Annotated in this window: 20 protein-coding genes; 15 read left to right on the forward strand and 5 right to left on the reverse strand. The window is 61.7% G+C overall.

The window, feature by feature from the left end; genetic code table 11:
- The first annotated feature begins 136 nt into the window (after positions 1-136).
- The 11 genes from J1G37_RS01770 (at position 137) to J1G37_RS01820 (ending at position 9580) form a co-directional block, all read left to right on the forward strand.
- Positions 137-514, forward strand: a complete 378-nt coding sequence (locus J1G37_RS01770) for a DUF1120 domain-containing protein (RefSeq protein WP_207039972.1) — start codon at positions 137-139, stop codon at positions 512-514.
- Positions 511-1155, forward strand: a complete 645-nt coding sequence (locus tag J1G37_RS01775; protein WP_207039973.1) for a DUF1120 domain-containing protein — start codon at positions 511-513, stop codon at positions 1153-1155. The genes J1G37_RS01770 and J1G37_RS01775 overlap by 4 nt, the downstream gene beginning before the upstream one ends.
- Positions 1156-1186: 31 nt before the next feature.
- Complete coding sequence (locus J1G37_RS01780) at positions 1187-1801, forward strand: DUF1120 domain-containing protein (RefSeq protein WP_207039974.1); 615 nt, start codon at positions 1187-1189, stop codon at positions 1799-1801.
- A gap of 39 nt (positions 1802-1840) precedes the next feature.
- Complete coding sequence (locus tag J1G37_RS01785; RefSeq protein ID WP_207039975.1) at positions 1841-2464, forward strand: DUF1120 domain-containing protein; 624 nt, start codon at positions 1841-1843, stop codon at positions 2462-2464.
- Between the two features lie 82 nt (positions 2465-2546).
- A complete protein-coding gene (locus J1G37_RS01790; protein WP_207039976.1) occupies positions 2547-3173 on the forward strand; it encodes a DUF1120 domain-containing protein in 627 nt (208 codons plus the stop codon).
- 2 nt (positions 3174-3175) lie between these two features.
- Positions 3176-3922: a fimbria/pilus chaperone family protein gene (locus tag J1G37_RS01795; RefSeq protein WP_207039977.1), complete on the forward strand. Its 747-nt coding sequence runs from the start codon at positions 3176-3178 to the stop codon at positions 3920-3922.
- 124 nt (positions 3923-4046) lie between these two features.
- On the forward strand, positions 4047-6497 hold the full coding sequence (locus J1G37_RS01800) for a fimbria/pilus outer membrane usher protein (RefSeq protein WP_347402330.1): 2451 nt from the start codon (positions 4047-4049) through the stop codon (positions 6495-6497).
- Between the two features lie 11 nt (positions 6498-6508).
- Positions 6509-7636: a DUF1120 domain-containing protein gene (locus J1G37_RS01805; protein ID WP_207039979.1), complete on the forward strand. Its 1128-nt coding sequence runs from the start codon at positions 6509-6511 to the stop codon at positions 7634-7636.
- A gap of 10 nt (positions 7637-7646) precedes the next feature.
- Positions 7647-8273, forward strand: coding sequence for a DUF1120 domain-containing protein (locus tag J1G37_RS01810; RefSeq protein ID WP_347402331.1), 627 nt, complete (start codon positions 7647-7649; stop codon positions 8271-8273).
- Positions 8274-8283: 10 nt separating this feature from the next.
- Positions 8284-8919: a DUF1120 domain-containing protein gene (locus tag J1G37_RS01815; RefSeq protein ID WP_207039981.1), complete on the forward strand. Its 636-nt coding sequence runs from the start codon at positions 8284-8286 to the stop codon at positions 8917-8919.
- 40 nt (positions 8920-8959) lie between these two features.
- Positions 8960-9580, forward strand: coding sequence for a DUF1120 domain-containing protein (locus J1G37_RS01820; protein ID WP_207039982.1), 621 nt, complete (start codon positions 8960-8962; stop codon positions 9578-9580).
- 3 nt (positions 9581-9583) lie between these two features.
- On the opposite strand, the gene J1G37_RS01825 is transcribed toward J1G37_RS01820, so the two are convergent.
- A complete protein-coding gene (locus J1G37_RS01825) occupies positions 9584-10837 on the reverse strand; it encodes a CynX/NimT family MFS transporter (protein WP_207039983.1) in 1254 nt (417 codons plus the stop codon).
- A 176-nt stretch (positions 10838-11013) separates the two neighbouring features.
- Between J1G37_RS01825 and J1G37_RS01830 the strand changes: the two genes are divergently transcribed.
- The gene (locus tag J1G37_RS01830; protein WP_207039984.1) at positions 11014-11325 is read left to right on the forward strand and encodes a type II toxin-antitoxin system MqsR family toxin; all 312 of its coding nucleotides are present in this window, start codon (positions 11014-11016) and stop codon (positions 11323-11325) included.
- On the forward strand, positions 11322-11810 hold the full coding sequence (locus J1G37_RS01835; RefSeq protein WP_207039985.1) for a type II toxin-antitoxin system MqsA family antitoxin: 489 nt from the start codon (positions 11322-11324) through the stop codon (positions 11808-11810). The genes J1G37_RS01830 and J1G37_RS01835 overlap by 4 nt, the downstream gene beginning before the upstream one ends.
- Positions 11811-11871: 61 nt before the next feature.
- Here J1G37_RS01835 and J1G37_RS01840 read toward each other — a convergent pair whose 3' ends face one another.
- The 4 genes from J1G37_RS01840 to J1G37_RS01855 all read right to left on the reverse strand — a co-directional run bounded on the left by J1G37_RS01840 (position 11872) and on the right by J1G37_RS01855 (position 16041).
- A complete protein-coding gene (locus tag J1G37_RS01840; RefSeq protein ID WP_003171943.1) occupies positions 11872-12636 on the reverse strand; it encodes an amino acid ABC transporter ATP-binding protein in 765 nt (254 codons plus the stop codon).
- A gap of 11 nt (positions 12637-12647) precedes the next feature.
- Positions 12648-13745 (reverse strand): amino acid ABC transporter permease, encoded by a 1098-nt coding sequence (locus tag J1G37_RS01845; RefSeq protein ID WP_207039986.1) that lies wholly within the window; start codon positions 13743-13745, stop codon positions 12648-12650.
- 10 nt (positions 13746-13755) lie between these two features.
- Positions 13756-14937: an amino acid ABC transporter permease gene (locus J1G37_RS01850; protein WP_124527387.1), complete on the reverse strand. Its 1182-nt coding sequence runs from the start codon at positions 14935-14937 to the stop codon at positions 13756-13758.
- A gap of 72 nt (positions 14938-15009) precedes the next feature.
- Positions 15010-16041 carry an amino acid ABC transporter substrate-binding protein gene (locus J1G37_RS01855; RefSeq protein ID WP_017736735.1) on the reverse strand — a complete coding sequence of 344 codons (1032 nt, stop codon included), beginning with the start codon at positions 16039-16041 and terminating at the stop codon, positions 15010-15012.
- 344 nt (positions 16042-16385) lie between these two features.
- Between J1G37_RS01855 and J1G37_RS01860 the strand changes: the two genes are divergently transcribed.
- Both J1G37_RS01860 and rhlB read left to right on the forward strand, forming a co-directional pair.
- Positions 16386-17042, forward strand: a complete 657-nt coding sequence (locus J1G37_RS01860; RefSeq protein WP_207039987.1) for an alpha/beta hydrolase — start codon at positions 16386-16388, stop codon at positions 17040-17042.
- Positions 17043-17137: 95 nt separating this feature from the next.
- Positions 17138-18592 (forward strand): ATP-dependent RNA helicase RhlB, encoded by a 1455-nt coding sequence (gene rhlB / locus J1G37_RS01865; RefSeq protein ID WP_207040202.1) that lies wholly within the window; start codon positions 17138-17140, stop codon positions 18590-18592.
- The last annotated feature ends 64 nt before the right edge of the window (positions 18593-18656 follow it).

Genomic DNA, 18656 nt, shown 5'->3' on the forward strand with positions numbered 1-18656 from the left:
CCTGCGCTGTGCCCCGCCGATAAATTCTCTCCCGCTTTTCCCTAAAGCTGCGTGTGCCCTTAACAACCATAAGACACAGGGCAACTTCACCACGCCTATCTGTCCCTGAAGCCCTTGCACAGGAAGATCCATTGATATGAAAGAGTCTCTCGCGGCCCTGACCGGCGCCCTGCTGATTGCGCACGCCAGTGTGACGGTGGCCGCCAGCAATGTAGACCTGGCGGTCAAAGGCAGCATCACCCCCAAGGCGTGCGTTCATACCTTGTCTGAGGCCGGTAACGTCGATTACGGAAAAGTCCCGTTCAAAGACCTTTCCGTCGACAGCACCACGTTTCTGCCCATCGTCACCCTCAAGCCCAATGTGGCTTGCGAAGCCCAGACATTGTTTGCCTTGCACGGCCGCGACAACCGCCAGGGCTCGGCGCATTTTTCGTTGCCCAACGCCTACGGCCTGGGCCTGAGCAAAGAGGTGCCGCTGGACGGCTCTGCCACGGTCGAGTTGCGCTACTTATGAAGCCCGTCTCTTCAACCGTCTTCGGCCTGGCTTGCCTGCTGCTGGCATTGACATCCGGCGCACGTGCCGCGAGCAGCGTCGACCTTTCGGTCGCCGGCAAAATCACCCCCAGCGCGTGCACCCCGACGCTTGGCGAGGGCGCAGTGATCGACTACGGGAAAATCCCGGCCAAGGACTTGTCCGCTGACAGCTCAACCTGGCTACCCGAAATCACCCTGCAATTACGCGTGAGTTGTGCCGCCGCGACGCTGTTTGCCCTGCGCGGCAACGACAACCACGCCGGCACCGCCCACCTGGATGAGGAATACAGCTATGGGATGGGGCTGATCAACGGCAATGAAAAGGTAGGTCGCTACATGCTCACTTTGCGCAATCCGATGTCCGACACCGCCCCGGTAACCACCATGACCAGCACTGATAACGGCCAGTTCTGGTGGAGTTTCCCCCATGGCGTGTTTCTGGTGTGGCACCAACTGGCTGCGTTCGGCGACACCAGCAGCGGCGTTGCGGCCCCCATTGCACTGGTTAACGTCACAGCAGACCTGCATGTCGCCGCGAGTATCGCTCCCGCCAACGGGCTGACGCTTGATGAGGAAGTCCGTCTGGACGGCTCAGCCACGCTGGACGTGTTTTACCTGTAGCCCCAATTTTCACCCACAAGGACTTGTGCCCATGAACCGAACCGTTGCCGCCCTCCTGCTGGCGGCTTGTGCGCCCGGCGCCTTTGCCGCCAGCAACGCTGACCTGAGTGTCTCCGGCAGCATCACCCCCAGTTCCTGCGAACCAACGCTCTCCAATGGCGGCGTGATCGACCACGGCAAAATGACCGCCAAAGACCTGCAGCCTGCCAAGCCGACCTTGCTCGACCCAGCGGAAATGCGCTTTGAAGTGCATTGCGAAGGTGAGACGTTTTTCACGCTCACCACCGTGGACAATCGCGCTGGCACCTCGGCGATCAACCCCGCACTCCACGGCCTGGGCACCACCGCCGAGGACGAGAAACTGGGCAGTGTGGCGTTCACCCTGTTTGATCCGGTGGCCGACAACAACCCGGTCAACGTAATCAGCTCGCGCAATGGCGGCGGCAACTGGAGTGTCTCGCCCTACCTGGGCCATGAGGCGTTGACCTCGTTCGCGGCCATCGGCGGCCCCAACACCCCCATTGCCCTGAAAGACCTGAGCGCACGGTTTCGGGCATTCACCATCATCGTCAAATCCACCGACCTGACCTTGCTCGATGAAGTCCCGATCGACGGCCAGGCCACGCTGCAACTGAAGTACTGGTAAGCAGCTGTCATTCAACTTTCCCCTACAAGGAGCAACACCATGAACAAGACCCTGAACTCCCTGCTTGCCACTCTGATGATCACCGGTGCCGGTCAGGCGTTCGCCGCCTCCAGCGTGGACTTGACCGTCAAAGGGCTGATCACGCCGAGTGCCTGCGAGCCGACCTTGTCCAACGGCAGCCAAGTCGAGATCGGTAAGATTTCCGCCAAAGACCTCAACGTCGACCAGCCAACGCTGTTGCCGCAACAAAATCTGGCCCTGACCGTGACCTGCGACGGGGCCACCTTGATGGCTCTGGAAGCCAAAGACAACCGCCAGGGCTCGGACTACAACAACGACCTGATGTCGTTCGGACTGGGCCTGATCAATGGCGACGAAAAACTCGGTGCCATGGAGCTGTCGCTGATCAATCCGCTGGCCGACTCCGTGGCAGCCCGAACAATCGGCTCCACTGACGGCGGCACAACCTGGCTGATGGAACGGAATTTCATGCGCAATAACATCGTCTCCGTGGCCGATGCGAGCGTCGATGCACCCATTGCCGTTCAGTTGTTCAATGCTGACATGAGAATCCTCCCCACCATCGCCCCCGCCAGTGGCCTGACGCTGACCGAAGAAGTGCTCATCGATGGCTCCGCCACCCTGACCGTCAAATACCTGTAACGGAATACGGGTGCAGCGCTCTGCCTTGCACCCTTTGCAGTTCTCAAGGATGTCCCCTTAACCACGGTTCCAACACCCGACCATGAACACGCTCCTACGCCGCTTGATGACGCTCGGTCTCTGCCTGACCGCCACTCCCGCCCTGTGCGCCTCGTCGGTGGAGGTGACGTTGAGCGGCAGCATCATTCCCAGCGCCTGCACACCAACCCTGTCGCCCAGCGGCGTGGTCGATCATGGACGGGTGCCGGCCCGTTCCCTCAACCAATACGAGTTCACCCAATTGCCAAGCAAAAAACTGGACCTGCATGTGAGCTGCAACGAGCCGGTGTTGTATGTGCTGGTGGGTGTGGACAACCGTGCCGATTCGTCAGTGGGACCGGGGTTTTATTACGGCCTGGGCAATAACGTGCATGCGCCGGATGAACGCCTGGGCTCAGTGTCACTGGCGATTCGCGAAGTGATGGCCGACGACCAGCGTGCACTGGTGCTGGCGTCCAGCAATCAGGGTGAAACCTGGTTTCCCGAGTCCAGCGCCTACCCGGACACCTTCATGGGCTTTGCGCACCCCGGCACGTTGGTGCCCGAACGTCATCGCCTGCTGAGCGCCACCCTGGAAATCAACACATCGATCAACGCTGCCGCCTATCTGACCCTCGACCAAGAGGTGCCGCTGGACGGCTCCATCGTGCTAGACCTGAGGTATCTATAGTCATGTTTCCCCTCCCTCGTTTTGCCTGGTTTACCCGTGCCTTCAACGTCGTGCGTTATGCCGGCCTATACCTCGTCGCACTGGCGCTGACATTATGGGGCCCCAGCCTGGTACTGGCGGACGGCATGGTGCCGGACACCTCCGTGGTGATCGTCAACGAAGCAGACGGCGAAGCCTCGGTATCGGTGACCAACACCGACGCGAAGTTGGCATTGCTGCACGTGACCCTGGAAAACATTCCCGAAGACACCGCCTCGCGGTTATTCGTCACCCCCCCCCTATCACGGGTCGAGCCGGCCAAGAGCCAACTGATTCGCTTCATCCTGCAAACCCCTGAGCCCTTGAAGACCCAGCACCTGATGCGGGTGATTTTCGAGGGCATGCCCCAGGGCAAGGCCGCGGGCCAGGCGGGCCATGCGCGGGTCGGTGTGACCGTGCGCCAAAACCTGCCGGTGATCCTGCATCCCAAGGGCCTGGCGCCCAACCGCACACCCTGGACCGGCCTGACCTGGAGCCTGCAAGACAGCCAACTGAGCGTGCACAACCCGACGCCCTACGTGGTGCGCATGGCCCAGGAACTGAAGTTGCTGCCTGGCAATGGTTCAGCGCTGTTGCCACGCACTTATGTACTGCCGGGCGAAACCCTGAAGGTCGCGGCCAGCCAGGCCACGGCCAGCACCGTGCAACTGCAGCCGGCGACGGTCTACGGCTTTGCCGTGGAACCTTACCAAGCACCGATCACCCTTTGATCGCAGCGCCGGGGGACTGGTTCTCGGCGCCCTGATAACGAAGTGGCCTCACATTGAAGGCCACCAGGAGCCTGCCCGCGCCAGGGAGTGGAACGGGAACGCCTCCATTATTTGAGTACGACTTGTGAGCACAGTAATGACTGATCGCGACGGCAAAGCCGTGCCTGGCGTTTCACCGCGCCGAGCGCGCCGCTGCCTGCTCGCGGGCCTCGCGCTGACCCTCGGCACCGCGCTGCCAACCGGTAAACCCCTGGCCGATGAGGCCGCCGGTTGGTTCGACCCGCAAACCCTGTCCCAACGCGGCATTGATCCGCAGTTGGCCAACCTGCTGCTGGAAGCACCGCGTTTTGCCGCCGGGCGCCATGCGCTCAACCTCAACGTGAACGGCCAACGCCGCGGCCGGGTCGAGGTGGTGTTCGACGACCAGGGCGCGCTGTGTTTCAACCAGGCGTTGCTGGACGCCGGCATGTTGCGCATGCCCGCTGGCGATGGCGCATGCCATGACTTTCTCGACGCTTACCCGCAAACCGTGATCGAGCAAGACCCGGCCAACCTCAGCCTGTTGCTGATCGTGCCCACCGAAGCGCTGCGCCCGGCGATGCAGGATGTGTCCGGCTACCAGACCGGCGGGGTAGCCGGCTTGCTCAACTACGATGTGTCCGGCCTGCACAACGACTACGGCGACGACGACAGCCGCTTCGCCTCGGCCAATACCGAGGTGGGCTTCAATGCCGGTGACTGGATCGTGCGCAGCCGCCAAGTGCGCACCTGGCAAGATAAGGTCGCGCGCACCACGCACCTGGATGCCTACGCCCAGCGCACCTTCGCCGAGCAACAGGCGGTGTTCCAGGCCGGGCAGATCAACCTGTACAACCCCGTGCTGGCGGGCGCGCAGATCACTGGCGCCCAGGTGCTGACCGAAACCGCGCTACAGGACCAGAATCAGGGCGCGACCATCACCGGTATTGCCAACAGCCCCGCGCAAGTGGAGATCCGCCAGAACGGCACACTGATTCACTCAACCGTGGTGCCCGCCGGGCCGTTTTCCCTGAGCGATGTGCGGCGCTTGAACAGCCGTTCCGACGTGGAAGTGACGGTCAAGGAAACCACGGGGGAGGAACGCCGCTTCACGGTACCGGCCGCCATGCTCGGCCTGGGTTTACCAGCACCGGGTTATTCGGTGGCCGCCGGGCACGTGCGTAAGATCGGGGACGGTGACAGCGCCGAGCCCTGGGTGGTCAGTGGCGGCTGGAGCGGCGCAGTGCACCCGCAGATCAGCCTTGGCCTCGGCGTGCTGGGGGCAGAAGACTATCGCGCCACAGGGCTGAACGTGGGGTGGTTGCCGTGGCAGGACAGCCAGTTCCAAGTGTCCACGCAGCTCGCCCAGGCCACCCGCCAAGGCAACGAGCGCGGCGTGCAAACGGACCTATCGTGGTCGCAGCGGCTGACCGAGCGCTGGGCGATCACCACCGCCGGTTCGTGGCGCACCATGGGTTATCGCGACCTTGAGGACTCCACCTACACCACCACTACCCGCGAACAACAGCGCTCGCGCTACCGCGACCAACAGAGTGCCACGGCGTCCTGGTCGCACCCGATGTTGGGCGCGTTCAGTGCTGGCATCTCGCGCTCATCGACCTTTACCGGCGACAGCAGCAGCCGCGCCTTGGCGTCCTGGGGCACCAGTTTCGGCCGGGTGTCGGTGTCGGCCAGCGCCGAATGGCAAGTCGGCGGGCGCCAGCAGAGCGATGACAGTGTTTACCTGAATATCAGCGTGCCCCTCGGCGAAAACCGCCGAGGCCGCGCCTGGGCGCGCAATGCCGGCGGCGAACACCGCATCGGCGCGGGCGTCAGTGAGCAACTCAACGACCAGCTCGGCTACCGGGTCGGCGTCGAGCGCGACAGCCGCGACCGCACGGTGGAGTCCTCCATCGGCGTTTCGGCCCTGCCCTATTACAGCCAGTTGGACTTCAACTACACCCGCAATGATGCCGAGCGTTCCAGTTATCAGGGCGGCGCGCGCGGTGGCGTGGTGCTGCACGGCGACGGCCTGACGTTTTCGCCGTACCCCGTGCGCGAGACCTTTGCGGTGATGTCGGTGGGCGACATGGCGGGCATCAAGGTCAGCACCCCCAGCGGCCCGGTCTGGACCGACTGGCAAGGCCAGGCTGTCGTCCCGCAGCTCAGCGCCTACGGCCGTAGCCCGGTGGAAGTGCAAACCCGCTCGCTGCCGCGCAATGCCGATATCAGCAATGGCCTGGCGGTACTGTCCGCCGGCCGGGGCGCGGTGGACAAGGTCGAGTTTGGGGTCGCCCTGACTCGCCGTGCACTGCTCAACGTGACCTCCGCCGACGGCCAGCCGCTGCCCCGTGGCGCCGCCGTCAGTACCGCAGACGGCGAGTTCGTGACCCTGGTGCAGGAAGGCAGCCAAGTGTTCCTGCCCGATGTACTCGACACTCGCCCGCTGTGGATCAGCGCAACCGGCCAACCCCGTTGCCGCCTGAGCTTCGAACTGCCGGAACGCGGCGACCCCGAGCTGTATTACGAAACCGCACCGGCGCGGTGCCAACCATGAGGACGATGACCATGGGCCTGAAACCCGTCTTGCTGTCGCTGGGCCTGCTAGTGGCCGCCAATGCATGGGGCTCCGAAGAGTGCCAATTGAACCTGAGCGAAACCACGCTGGATTTCGGCCTGATGAACCGCGCGGTCGCGTTGGTGCCGACGGCGGAGCGTTGGCTGGGAGAACGGCGTTTGAGCCTGAGCCTGAACTGCGCGAACCCGGCGGACATGAGCCTGTTCTATCGCGCTATCGGCGCCGGCGCCGAACGCTTTCAATTGACCCAGCGCGGCAGTTACAGCCTGCGCGCCAGCGATGCCCTGCTCGACGGCCAAGCGGTAGAACTGGGGTTGCTCGCGGGCAGCGGCCAGCCCGCCGTCAGCAGCGGCGCCAGCCTGGTCTGGCGCCCGGACCACGGCATCGTACCGGTGCGCGCCGGGGTGCCGGTGAGTGGGCGTAGCCTGACGGTACAGCTTGAGGCCGTTGCCTGGGCCAGCGCCGAAGCCTCGCGGGTCAGCGATGCGGTGACTTGGGACACCAGCGGCCTATTCGACGCCATCAACACCGGCCGCTCGCGAGAACTGCGCCTGCAAGCACGCTTCGCCCCGGCGGCCTGCACACCGAGCCTGTCCAACGGCGGCACGGTGGATTTCGGCAAGTTGTCGGTGATGGACCTGCACATGGACAAGGACACCGCCCTGCCCGCCCGACCGTTGGTGGTCAGTGTGGCCTGCGACGCGCCGAGCGCTTTCACCCTGCGCCTGCAGGACAACCGCCAGGGCTCGGCCACCGGCCCGGTTGATCAAACCACCTACGGTCTGGGGCTTGATGCCAAGGGCCAGAAAATCGGGCGTTACGCGGTGATCTTCGACCCGCTGCGCGCGACCGCCGACAGTTTTGCCCAGCTCTATCGCACCGACTCCCCCACCGGTGAAGCGCCGTGGAGCAGTTCCAGCGCCAGCCCATTCGCCATTGGCGCCAACCGCCACCTGGGCTTCAACGCCAGCGCCGGCAGCAGCAGTGGACCCGAGCCGATTCAACAACTCAGCGCCACGGCGAGCCTGGAGGCGGTGCTGGCACCGCTGGGTTCCCTGGACCTGGGCAGCGAGGTGCGCCTCGATGGCGCCGCCACGCTTGAACTCCATTACCTCTAGGAGCATCACCGTGATCAACCTTTTACTGCCACTTGCCGCGCTGACCTTGCTGTGCGCCACAGCCCAGGCGGCGTCGAGCATCGACCTGAGCGTCAGCGGGAAAATCACCCCAAGCGCCTGCGAACCGAGCCTGTCCAATGGCGGCGTACTGGAGCTGGGTAAGATCCCCGCCAAGGACCTGAACCTTGATCAGCCCACCCGCCTGCCCGACAAACGCCTGCAACTGACGCTCACCTGTCAGGCCTTGACTCTGGTCGCGCTCAAGCCCAGCGACAATCGCGCAGGCTCCCCTTTCGATAGCGACAACCCGCTCAAATTTGGCCTGGGGCTGATCAATGGCGATGAAAAGGTTGGCAGCCTGCTATTGCGCCTCGAATCGATCATCGCCGATGACGCCGCCATGCAGCCCATCGGCTCCGTGGGGTCAAGCACGTGGGCGCCGACCCCCATCCTGTCACCCACCTTCCGCACCTCGTTCACCCTCGACCGAACCACACCGGACATCGTGCCGGATGCGATCCAACGGTTGACCGCCGACGTGCTGATCGAACCGACGATCGCCCCGGCCAACACCCTGACCTTGACGCAAGAAGTGCCCATCGACGGCTCGATCACCCTCGACATCAACTACCTCTAGGTACATCCCCATGAAAAACACTCTGATTGCCTTGGCCCTTGTAACCGGCACCGCCCACGCGGCCTCCACCACCGAACTGACCGTCAAAGGCCTGATCACCCCGATGGCCTGCACGCCGCTGTTGTCCGGCGGCGGGCTGGTGGACTTCGGCAAGATCTCGCGTAACGACCTCAACCTCACCAACGGCACGCGCCTACCCCACAAGTACCTGACCCTGACCGTCAACTGCAACGCCGCCGGGCGCTATGCCCTGCGCATGCGCGACAACCGCGACGGCACCGCCCACGTCAACAGCGAGATTTTCTACGGCCTCGGGCTCGACAGCAGCGGCAACAAGATCGGCGTGTACTCGGTGAGTTTCGACCCCAAGCAAACCGTGGTCGATGACCTGGCCGTGGTGTACGGCACCGAGTCCACCACCGGTGGCCTGGCCTGGCGTACCGCCAACCTCAACCCCATCGACGTCGGTTCACGCAGCCTGCTCGGTTTTACCGATGTGGTGGGCAGCACCTCCGGCCCTTCGGCGATCCAGAGCCTGACCAGCACCCTGAAGCTGGAAGCCACGATCAACGCGCGGCAAAACCTCGACCTCAGCGTGGAAACGCCGATGGACGGCTCTGCGACGTTGGAAGTTGTGTACCTGTAATCCCTGAAACTCTCCCCTGTCCCTAGGTAGGAACAACACCATGAGCAAGTCCCTCAACACCCTGATCGCTGGCCTGTTACTGGCCAGCACCGGCCATGCTTTCGCGGCGTCCAGCGTGGATTTGAGCGTCAAAGGCTCGATTACCCCGAGTGCGTGCACGCCGACGCTGTCCAATAGCGGGGTTATCGACCACGGAAAACTGTCCGCCAAGGACCTTAGCCCCACATCACCGACCACCCTTGGCATAAGCCCCCTGACGATGGAGGTGAGTTGCGACGCGGCGACCCTGTTTGCCCTGCGGGGTATCGACAACCGCGCAGCCACCAGCAATTCCATTTACAACTACGGCCTGGGGCTGATCAATGGCACCCAGAAGTTGGGCTGGTTTTGGATGACGCTGGAGAACCCGATCGCTGATAATGACCCTGTGAGGCTGATTACCTCCTGGGACGGCAGCACCTGGTCCCCAGACCTGACGTTCTGGTACGCGGGCCTTTGGGCAGGGTTCGCGGCGGCTGATGACCTGACCTTGCCGATCGCCATTCAGAAGCTCACAGCGCAAATCAAAGTACGTACCGTTGTCGTCGCAACAAACAGTCTGGACCTGAGCAACGAGGTGGCTATCGATGGCTCGGCCACGATGGAGGTGAAATACCTGTGACCTTCAGAGCTTCTCGCTGCTGACCCCGACGTACAGCGCGCGGCCAGCCCCCAACCCGGCAATGATCGCGCCCACGCCGATCACGCCGAACACCCAGCCGGTGGCTGCCCAGCCACCGGTCCAATCATGCAACACACCCACCGCCAAGGGCCCCAGCGACGCCAGCGTATAGCCGATGCCTTGGGCCATGCCCGACAGGTTGGCCGCCACGTGGGAGTCCCGCGAGCGCAGCACGATCAAGGTCAGCGCCAGGCTGAACGTGCCGCCCTGGCCCAGCCCCAACAGGATCGCCCAGCCCCATAACCCCTCAAGCGGCGCGAACAGGCAGCCAAACAGCCCGCCCAGGGTCAGCAGCATCACCACCACGATGGCCAGCCGTTGGTCTTTGCCACGGGTTGCCAGCCAAGGCGCGGTCAAGGCGCTGAGCAGTTGCACGATGATCGAACCCGACAGCGCCAACCCGGCGTCGGTGGCACTCAGGCCGCGGCTGATCAGGATCGACGGCACCCAGCCGAACACGATGTAGGCCAGGGACGATTGCAGGCCCATGTACAAGGTGACTTGCCAGGCCAGGGGATCGCGCAGCAAGCCTTTCACCCTATAAGCAACCTGATGCGCCCCGTGTTTCTGCCCGACTTGCGGCAACCAGAACAGCGCCGCCGCCAAGGCAGGGACAATCCAGAAGCCCAGGCCGATGGTCCAGCTGTCACCAAAATAATGGCTCAGCGGTACCGTGGCCCCTGCCGCCAACGCCGCGCCCAGGCACAGCGCCATGGTGTAGACGCCGGTCATGGCGCCGGCCTGTTTGGCGAAGTCACGCTTGACGATGCCCGGCAGCAACACGCCGATGATGCCGATGCTTGCTCCGGCGATCAGGCCGCCGGCGAACAATCCGGCCTCGCCGAACGAACTGCGCAGGATGATGCCGCCGGCCAGCGTCAGCAAAATCCCCAGCACCACCCGCTCGGCGCCAAAACGCCGCGCGAGGATCGGCGCCAGCGGCGCGAACAGCCCCAGGCACAGCACTGGCAAGGTGGTCAGCAAACCGGCCTTGGCTGCCGACAGTCCCAGGCTGTCGGACACTTTGCTCAGCAACGGCGAAAGACTCGACAGCGCCGGACGCAGGTTCATTGCCACCAGGACCAGCCCCAAGATCAACAACCACGGGCGGCTCACCACCGGAGGGCGGTGTTGCACCACCTCGTCGTCGGCTTCGGCGTCGATCAACAGTTCTTCAAGCTTGGTTTCAGAGGTCATGGATCAACTGCCGGCAGAAGGATGGGCGTTTGCCCTGATCGCTGGTTGAAAAGTCCCACAGCCTATTCGGACGCGCCTACAAGAGCAACGCACTAGGTTTTTTAGGCAGGAAAAGGAGCAGTATTTTCGATTGGTAAAATCACCCTTAGAGGGTAATTATTGGACTCAGGTGTCTTATGGAAAAGTACACACCTCACTACGATTTGGCCTTGGTGAAAAAAGAGGTCATCCGCATGGGTTACACGGCATTCACCGCGAGCGCGCTGCAGGATGCCCGGGAAATGGAGCTGAGCCCGGACCAGATGCAACACGTGGTCTGCGCGCTTGAGCAGCGAATGTTGTACAAATCAATGACGACCTATGCAGACCATCGGGTATGGCAGGACGTCTACCTGATCAAGATCTACGGCACGGAGATTTACATCAAAGTAACTTACCGCCCTGGCGGAGGTCCTCCTGTAATCTCTTTCAAGGAGAAAACCCAATGAGAACCCAGCAATGCATGAGCTGCGGAACCCATGACGCAATGCAGCATTTCGAAGGTCGTACCTTCACGATCAACACACGGGGAATGATTCGGGATATTCCCGACATTGCAGGCTGGGAATGCCAGGTCTGTCATGAAGTTGAATTCGATCACGATGACGACAGTGCCGAGCGTTATTGCAAGGCATCGGACCTGTTGTTGATCGACGCGCGCAAAATCATCGCCGCCGAAATGAAGCGCATCCGCCGCAAGCTGCACCTCACACAAAAAGACGCGGTGCGGCTCTTGACCGTCCGCGGGCACAATGCATTTTCTCGCTACGAACGGGCGGAGATTTTCCCGCCGGAACCGTTGCTCACCTTGATGCGCCTGCTCGATAAACACCCTCACCTGCTGGCCGAGATAGAGGCCCTCAATGTCGGGGAAGACCTGAACCGACTGCTCATCGCAAAAGATGCACAGCTGCTGGCGGCTCAAGCCTCCTGACACAATGCAGCAGGCAAAAATAAACCCGGCACCAGGCCGGGTTTATTCACACAAGCATCAATCAATGCAAAATCTGGCTCAAGAACAACTTGGTCCGATCATTCTGCGGGTTGTCGAAGAAGTCATTCGGTGCTGCCTGTTCCACGATCTCGCCCTTGTCCATGAATATCACGCGGTTGGCCACAGTCCGGGCAAAGCCCATTTCGTGGGTAACGCACAACATGGTCATGCCGTCTTCGGCCAGGCCGATCATGGTGTCGAGAACCTCTTTCACCATCTCCGGATCGAGTGCCGAGGTCGGCTCGTCGAACAGCATGATTTTCGGCTTCATGCACAGTGCGCGGGCAATCGCCACACGCTGCTGCTGGCCGCCGGACAGTTGCCCCGGGAACTTGTGCGCCTGCTCCGGGATACGCACGCGCTCCAGGTAGTGCATGGCGATTTCTTCGGCCTTGCGCTTGGGCATCTTGCGTACCCACATCGGCGCCAGCGTGCAGTTCTGCAGGATGGTCAGGTGCGGGAACAGGTTGAAGTGCTGGAACACCATGCCGACTTCGCGGCGGATCGCTTCGATCTGCTTGAGGTCGTTGGTCAGTTCCACGCCATCCACCACGATGCGGCCCTGCTGGTGTTCTTCCAGGCGGTTGAGGCAGCGGATGGTGGTGGACTTGCCCGAACCCGACGGCCCGCACAGCACGATACGCTCGCCCTGCTTGACGTTGAGGTTGATGTCTTTCAACACGTGGAACTGGCCGTACCACTTGTTGACGCCCTGCATCTGGATAATGCCTTCAGGGCTCACAGGCTGTTTGATCGCTTCGCTCATAACAACAACTCCTAACGCTTGTGGCCTGTGTCGAGCTTGTGTTCCAAATGAATGGAATAGCGCGACATACCAAAACAGAAAATCCAGAACACCAGGGCGGCGAACACGTAGCCTTCGGTGGCCATGCCCAACCATTTCGGGTCGGCGGCGGCTTGCTTGACGCTGTTGAGCAGGTCGAACAGGCCGATGATGATCACCAGGCTGGTGTCCTTGAACAACGCGATAAACGTGTTGACGATGCCGGGGATTACCATCTTCAGGGCTTGCGGCAGGATCACCAGGCCCATCGAACGCCAGTAACCCAGGCCCATCGCTGCGGCCGCTTCGTACTGACCTTTGGGAATCGCCTGCAAGCCACCGCGTACCACTTCAGCGACATAGGCCGACTGGAACAGGATCACGCCGATCAGTGCCCGCAGCAATTTGTCGATGCCCATGCCTTCGGGCAGGAACAACGGCAGCATCACCGAGGACATGAACAGCACGGTGATCAACGGCACGCCGCGCCAGAATTCGATGAAGGTCACGCAGACCACACGAATCGCCGGCATGTTCGAACGCCGCCCCAACGCCAGCACAATGCCCAGCGGCAACGCGCCAGCGATACCGACGGTGGCGATCACCAGGGTCAGCATCAGGCCGCCCCATTGGCTGGTCGCCACGTTGCTCAGGCCGAAGATGCCGCCGTGCAACAGGAAGAACGCGATGATCGGGTACAGCACCAGGAAGCCCAGGCCGTAGATCGCCTTGCGCGGGAAGCGCGAGATGAACAACGGCGCCACGCCAACGATGGCCAGCCACACGGTCAGGTCCACGCGCCAGCGCAGGTCGCCGGGGTAGTAGCCGTACATGAATTGCCCGAAGCGCTGTTGGATAAACACCCAGCAGGCGCCTTCCTTGGTGCAATCGGCGCGTGTGGTGCCGACCCAGTTGGCATCCAGGATCGCCCAATGCAGGATCGGCGGCACCACCAGGTAGACCAGGTAGAACGCCAGCAACGTCAGCAGGGTGTTGAGCCAACTGGAAAACAGGTTGGCGCGCATCCATGCCACCGGGCCGAACACTTTGCTCGGCGGCGGCATATCAGGTTTGAAAGTATGCGTACTCATGCAGGTTTCCTCACCGCTCGATCAGCGCAATGCGCTTGTTGTACCAGTTCATCAGCAGGGAAATGCTGATGCTGATCGCCAGGTACACGCTCATGGTGATTGCAATAACCTCGATGGCCTGGCCGGTCTGGTTGAGCACCGTGCCGGCAAACAGCGAAACCATTTCCGGGTAACCGATACCGGCGGCCAGCGACGAGTTCTTCGCCAGGTTCAGGTATTGGCTGGTCAGCGGCGGAATGATCACCCGCAGGGCCTGCGGGATGATGACCTTGCGCAGCGTCGGCCCAGGGCGCAGGCCCAGGGAGCGCGCGGCTTCGGTCTGGCCGTGGCTGACGGACTTGATGCCCGACCGCACGATCTCGGCGATAAACGCGGCGGTGTAGACGGTCAGTGCCAGGGTCAGTGCCAGCAGTTCGGGGATGAGTACCCAGCCGCCGACAAAGTTGAAGCCTTGCAGCTTGGGCATTTCCCAGTGCAGCGGTGCACCGAAGATCAAGGCGCACAACGCCGGGATCACGATGAACAGTGCCAGGCCGGCCCAGAACTTGTGGAACGGTACGCCGGTCGCCTCAAAACGCTTGTTGGCCCACCGCGCCATCAGCACGATTGCCACGATGGCCACCACGACGCTGACCACAAACGGCCAGAACCCATCCGCAGCCAGCGCGGCGGGCATGTTCAGGCCACGGCTGCTGACAAAGAAGGTATCGCCGAAGTTATGGCTGTTACGCGGCCCCGGCATCGTCAGGAACACCGCGAAATACCAGAACAGGATTTGCAGCAGCGGCGGAATGTTGCGGAACACTTCCACATACACCGTTGCCAGCTTGTTGATCATCCAGTTCGGCGACAGCCGCGCCACGCCGATGATGAATCCCAGCAGGGTCGCAAGGATCACGCCGATCACGGTAACCAGCAAGGTGTTGAGCAGACCGATGACAAAGACCCGGGCATAGCTGTCCGATTCGGTGTAGTCGATCAAATGCTGCGCGATGCCGAAGCCGGCACTGCGTTCAAGAAAGTCGAAACCCGAGGTAATGCCCCGGTGCTGAAGGTTGGTCTGGGTATTGTTGAAGAGGTACCAGCCCAGCGAGACCACCGCCACAATCGTGATGATCTGGAAGAGCCACGCACGCACTTTGGGATCGCTGAAGCTGAGCTTCTGCTTGGGTGCGCCGATTTGATTTTGCATGAAGTGCCCCGGAAATAATGGAACAGAACATCACCCGGCGGTTGGCCCACCGGGTGATAGAACCATCAGCGATCAGCGCACAGGTGGTGCGTATTGAATGCCGCCGGCGTTCCACAGCGCGTTCAGGCCACGGTCGATTTCCAGCGGGGTGCTCTTGCCGAGGTTGCGCTCGAACACTTCGCCGTAGTTACCGACTTGCTTGACGATCTGTACGACCCAGTCTTTCTTCACTTTCAGGTCTTTGCCGTATTCGCCATCAGCACCGAGCAGACGAGCAACGTCCGGGTTCTTGGTGGACTTGGCTTCAGCTTCAACGTTTTTCGACGTGATACCGGCTTCTTCCGCGTTGAGCATGGCGTAGCCAACCCAGCGCACGATGGCCAGCCACTCGTCGTCGCCGTTACGCACGACCGGGCCCAGCGGCTCCTTGGAAATGGTTTCCGGCAGAACCACGTAGTCCTTCGGCGACGCCAGCTTGCTGCGCTGGGCGAACAGTTGGGACTTGTCGGAGGTCAGCACGTCGCAACGCCCGGATTCCAGCGACTTGGCGCTTTCATCGGAAGTGTCGAAGGTGATCGGGGTGTACTTCAGGTTGTTGCCGCGGAAGTAGTCGGAAACGTTCAGCTCGGTGGTGGTACCGGCCTGGATGCAGATGGTTGCACCGTCCAGTTCCTTGGCACTTTTCACGCCCAGCTTGTTGTTAACCAGGAAGCCGATACCGTCGTAGTAGGTAATGAAGCCTGGGAATTTCAGGCCCATGCCGGCATCGCGGGAGCTGGTCATGGTGGTGTTGCGGGACAGGATGTCGACTTCGCCCGACTGAAGCGCGGTGAAACGCTCCTTGGCGTTCAACTGGCTGAATTTGACCTTGGTCGCGTCGCCGAATACGGCAGCGGCAACAGCACGGCACACGTCAGCGTCGATCCCGAGGATCTTGCCGCTGGCATCCGGTACCGAGAAACCCGGCAGGCCGTCACTCACGCCACATTGCACAAAGCCTTTCTTCTGCACGGCATCCAGGGTGGCGCCGGCTTGGGCGAAACCGCTGACACCCAATACGGCCGCCGCAGTCACGATGGCCAGGGTGGACTTCAATACCTTCATTCAAACCTCCAGTTGCTCTTGTTGTGTCGGAGCTAAAACCTCTGCGCACCCTTATGAGGCGATATCGACCCGTGTTGGCTTTTTTTAGGGTCAAGCAGCATGAGGCTTTCGCGGTAATTCCAGCGGCTATCCCACAACGGCAGTCACTGATAGTGTTACCGGCCTGGGATAGTTCTGACATCGACCTACACATAGCAAGGCGCGTACCAGAGTGATGGCTGAGTCGTTTCAGCCCACTATCAAGAGCAAAAGATTCAACCTTGCGACATTCTCTTAACAGATCAACCTGTCGCGCACCGTTCCGTCGCACTTAATCGGAGCGCACGCACATATATGGAGCAGACATGACCGAACCCTTGATTCTTCAGCCCGCCAAGCCCGCAGACGCCTGCGTAATCTGGTTGCATGGCCTGGGTGCCGATCGCTACGACTTCCTGCCGGTGGCTGAAGCCCTGCAAGAAAGCTTGCTGACCACCCGTTTCGTTTTGCCCCAGGCGCCGACCCGTCCGGTGACCATTAATGGCGGCTACGAGATGCCCAGTTGGTACGACATCAAGGCCATGAGCCCGGCCCGTTCCATCAGCCTGGAAGAGTTGGAAGAATCGGCCCGGATGGTCACCGATTTGATCAAGGAACAAAAAAGCAGCGGGATAGACGCGTCGCGGATTTTTCTCGCCGGTTTTTCCCAGGGTGGCGCGGTGGTTTTCCACACGGCGTTTACCAAATGGCAGGGTGCCTTGGGTGGCGTGATTGCGCTCTCCACCTATGCGCCGACCTTCAGCGATGAACTTGAATTATCCGCCAGCCAACAGCGCATTCCCGCCCTGTGCCTGCACGGCCAGTACGACGACGTGGTGCAAAACGCCATGGGCCGTAGCGCCTACGAGCATTTGCAGAGCCGTGGTGTCACCGTGACATGGCAGGAATACCCAATGGGCCACGAAGTGTTACCCGAGGAAATCCGCGATATCGGCACTTGGTTGAGCGCACGCCTGGGCTGAACCCTAAGTTTATGTAGCCGTATGACAGACGCACTACGCCGCGCCCGTTTCTTGCATTACACTGGCCGGCGTACATTCCTTAACCAATTAATGAGATCACCGTGCTCGAAGCACTCAAGAAGATGTTCGGCAAAAGCGAGGCCGAGCCGCTCGCGCCTGTTCCCAGTGCTCCTGCCCCGACTGCCGGCAGCCGCCATGACGGCCAACAGCCCGCGCGGACTGCGCCTGTTGCCCAGCCGACGACGCCTACGGTGACCGCGCCTGAACCGGCAAAAGAAGCTGCACCGGCCCCCAAGCCACGCCGCGAACGTGCGCCAAAACCGCCGGTGATCCCATGGAAACTCGAAGACTTCGTCGTCGAGCCCCAGGAAGGCAAGACCCGCTTCCACGATTTCAAACTCGCCCCGGAACTGATGCACGCCATCCAGGACCTGGGTTTCCCGTACTGCACGCCGATCCAGGCGCAGGTGCTGGGTTTCACCCTGGCCGGCAAAGACGCCATTGGCCGCGCCCAGACCGGCACCGGCAAGACCGCCGCGTTCCTGATCTCGATCATCACCCAGCTGCTGCAAACGCCGCCGCCGAAAGAGCGCTACATGGGTGAGCCCCGCGCGCTGATCATCGCGCCGACCCGCGAGCTGGTGGTGCAGATCGCCAAGGACGCCGCCGACCTGACCAAGTACACCGGCCTCAACGTCATGACGTTCGTCGGCGGCATGGACTTCGACAAGCAGCTCAAACACCTCGAAGCCCGCCACTGCGACATCCTGGTGGCAACGCCTGGCCGACTGCTGGACTTCAACCAGCGCGGCGACGTGCACCTGGACATGGTCGAAGTGATGGTGCTGGACGAAGCCGACCGCATGCTCGACATGGGTTTTATCCCACAAGTGCGCCAGATCATTCGCCAGACCCCGCCGAAAAACGAACGCCAGACCCTGCTGTTCTCCGCGACCTTCACCGAAGACGTGATGAACCTCGCCAAGCAGTGGACCACCGACCCGTCCATCGTCGAGATCGAAGCGGAAAACGTTGCCAGCGAAAACGTCGAGCAACACATCTACGCCGTGGCCGGTGCCGACAAGTACAAGCTGCTCTACAACCTGGTCAACGACAACGGTTGGGAGCGCGTGATGGTGTTCGCCAACCGCAAGGACGAAGTGCGCCGCATCGAAGAGCGCCTGGTGCGGGATGGGGTGAACGCTGCGCAGTTGTCGGGTGACGTGCCACAGCACAAGCGCATCAAGACGTTGGAAGGCTTCCGCGAAGGCAAGATCCGCGTGTTGGTGGCGACCGATGTGGCGGGCCGTGGGATTCACATTGATGGCATCAGCCACGTGATCAACTTCACCCTGCCGGAAGTGCCGGATGACTATGTGCACCGCATTGGTCGTACCGGTCGCGCGGGGGCTGCGGGTGTGTCGATCAGTTTTGCCGGGGAAGATGATTCGTATCAGTTGCCGTCGATCGAGACGTTGCTGGGGCGCAAGATCAGTTGTGAGACGCCGCCGACGCATCTGTTGCGCGCCGTGGAACGTAAGCGTCCTTAAAGCCGGGAATGCAATCCAGGATGTGGGAGCGTGCTTGCTCCCACAGGAGTTGAATCAACCCCGG

Origin of the sequence: Pseudomonas sp. Marseille-Q1929 (assembly GCF_017316265.1) — a bacterium.
Classification (GTDB): domain Bacteria; phylum Pseudomonadota; class Gammaproteobacteria; order Pseudomonadales; family Pseudomonadaceae; genus Aquipseudomonas.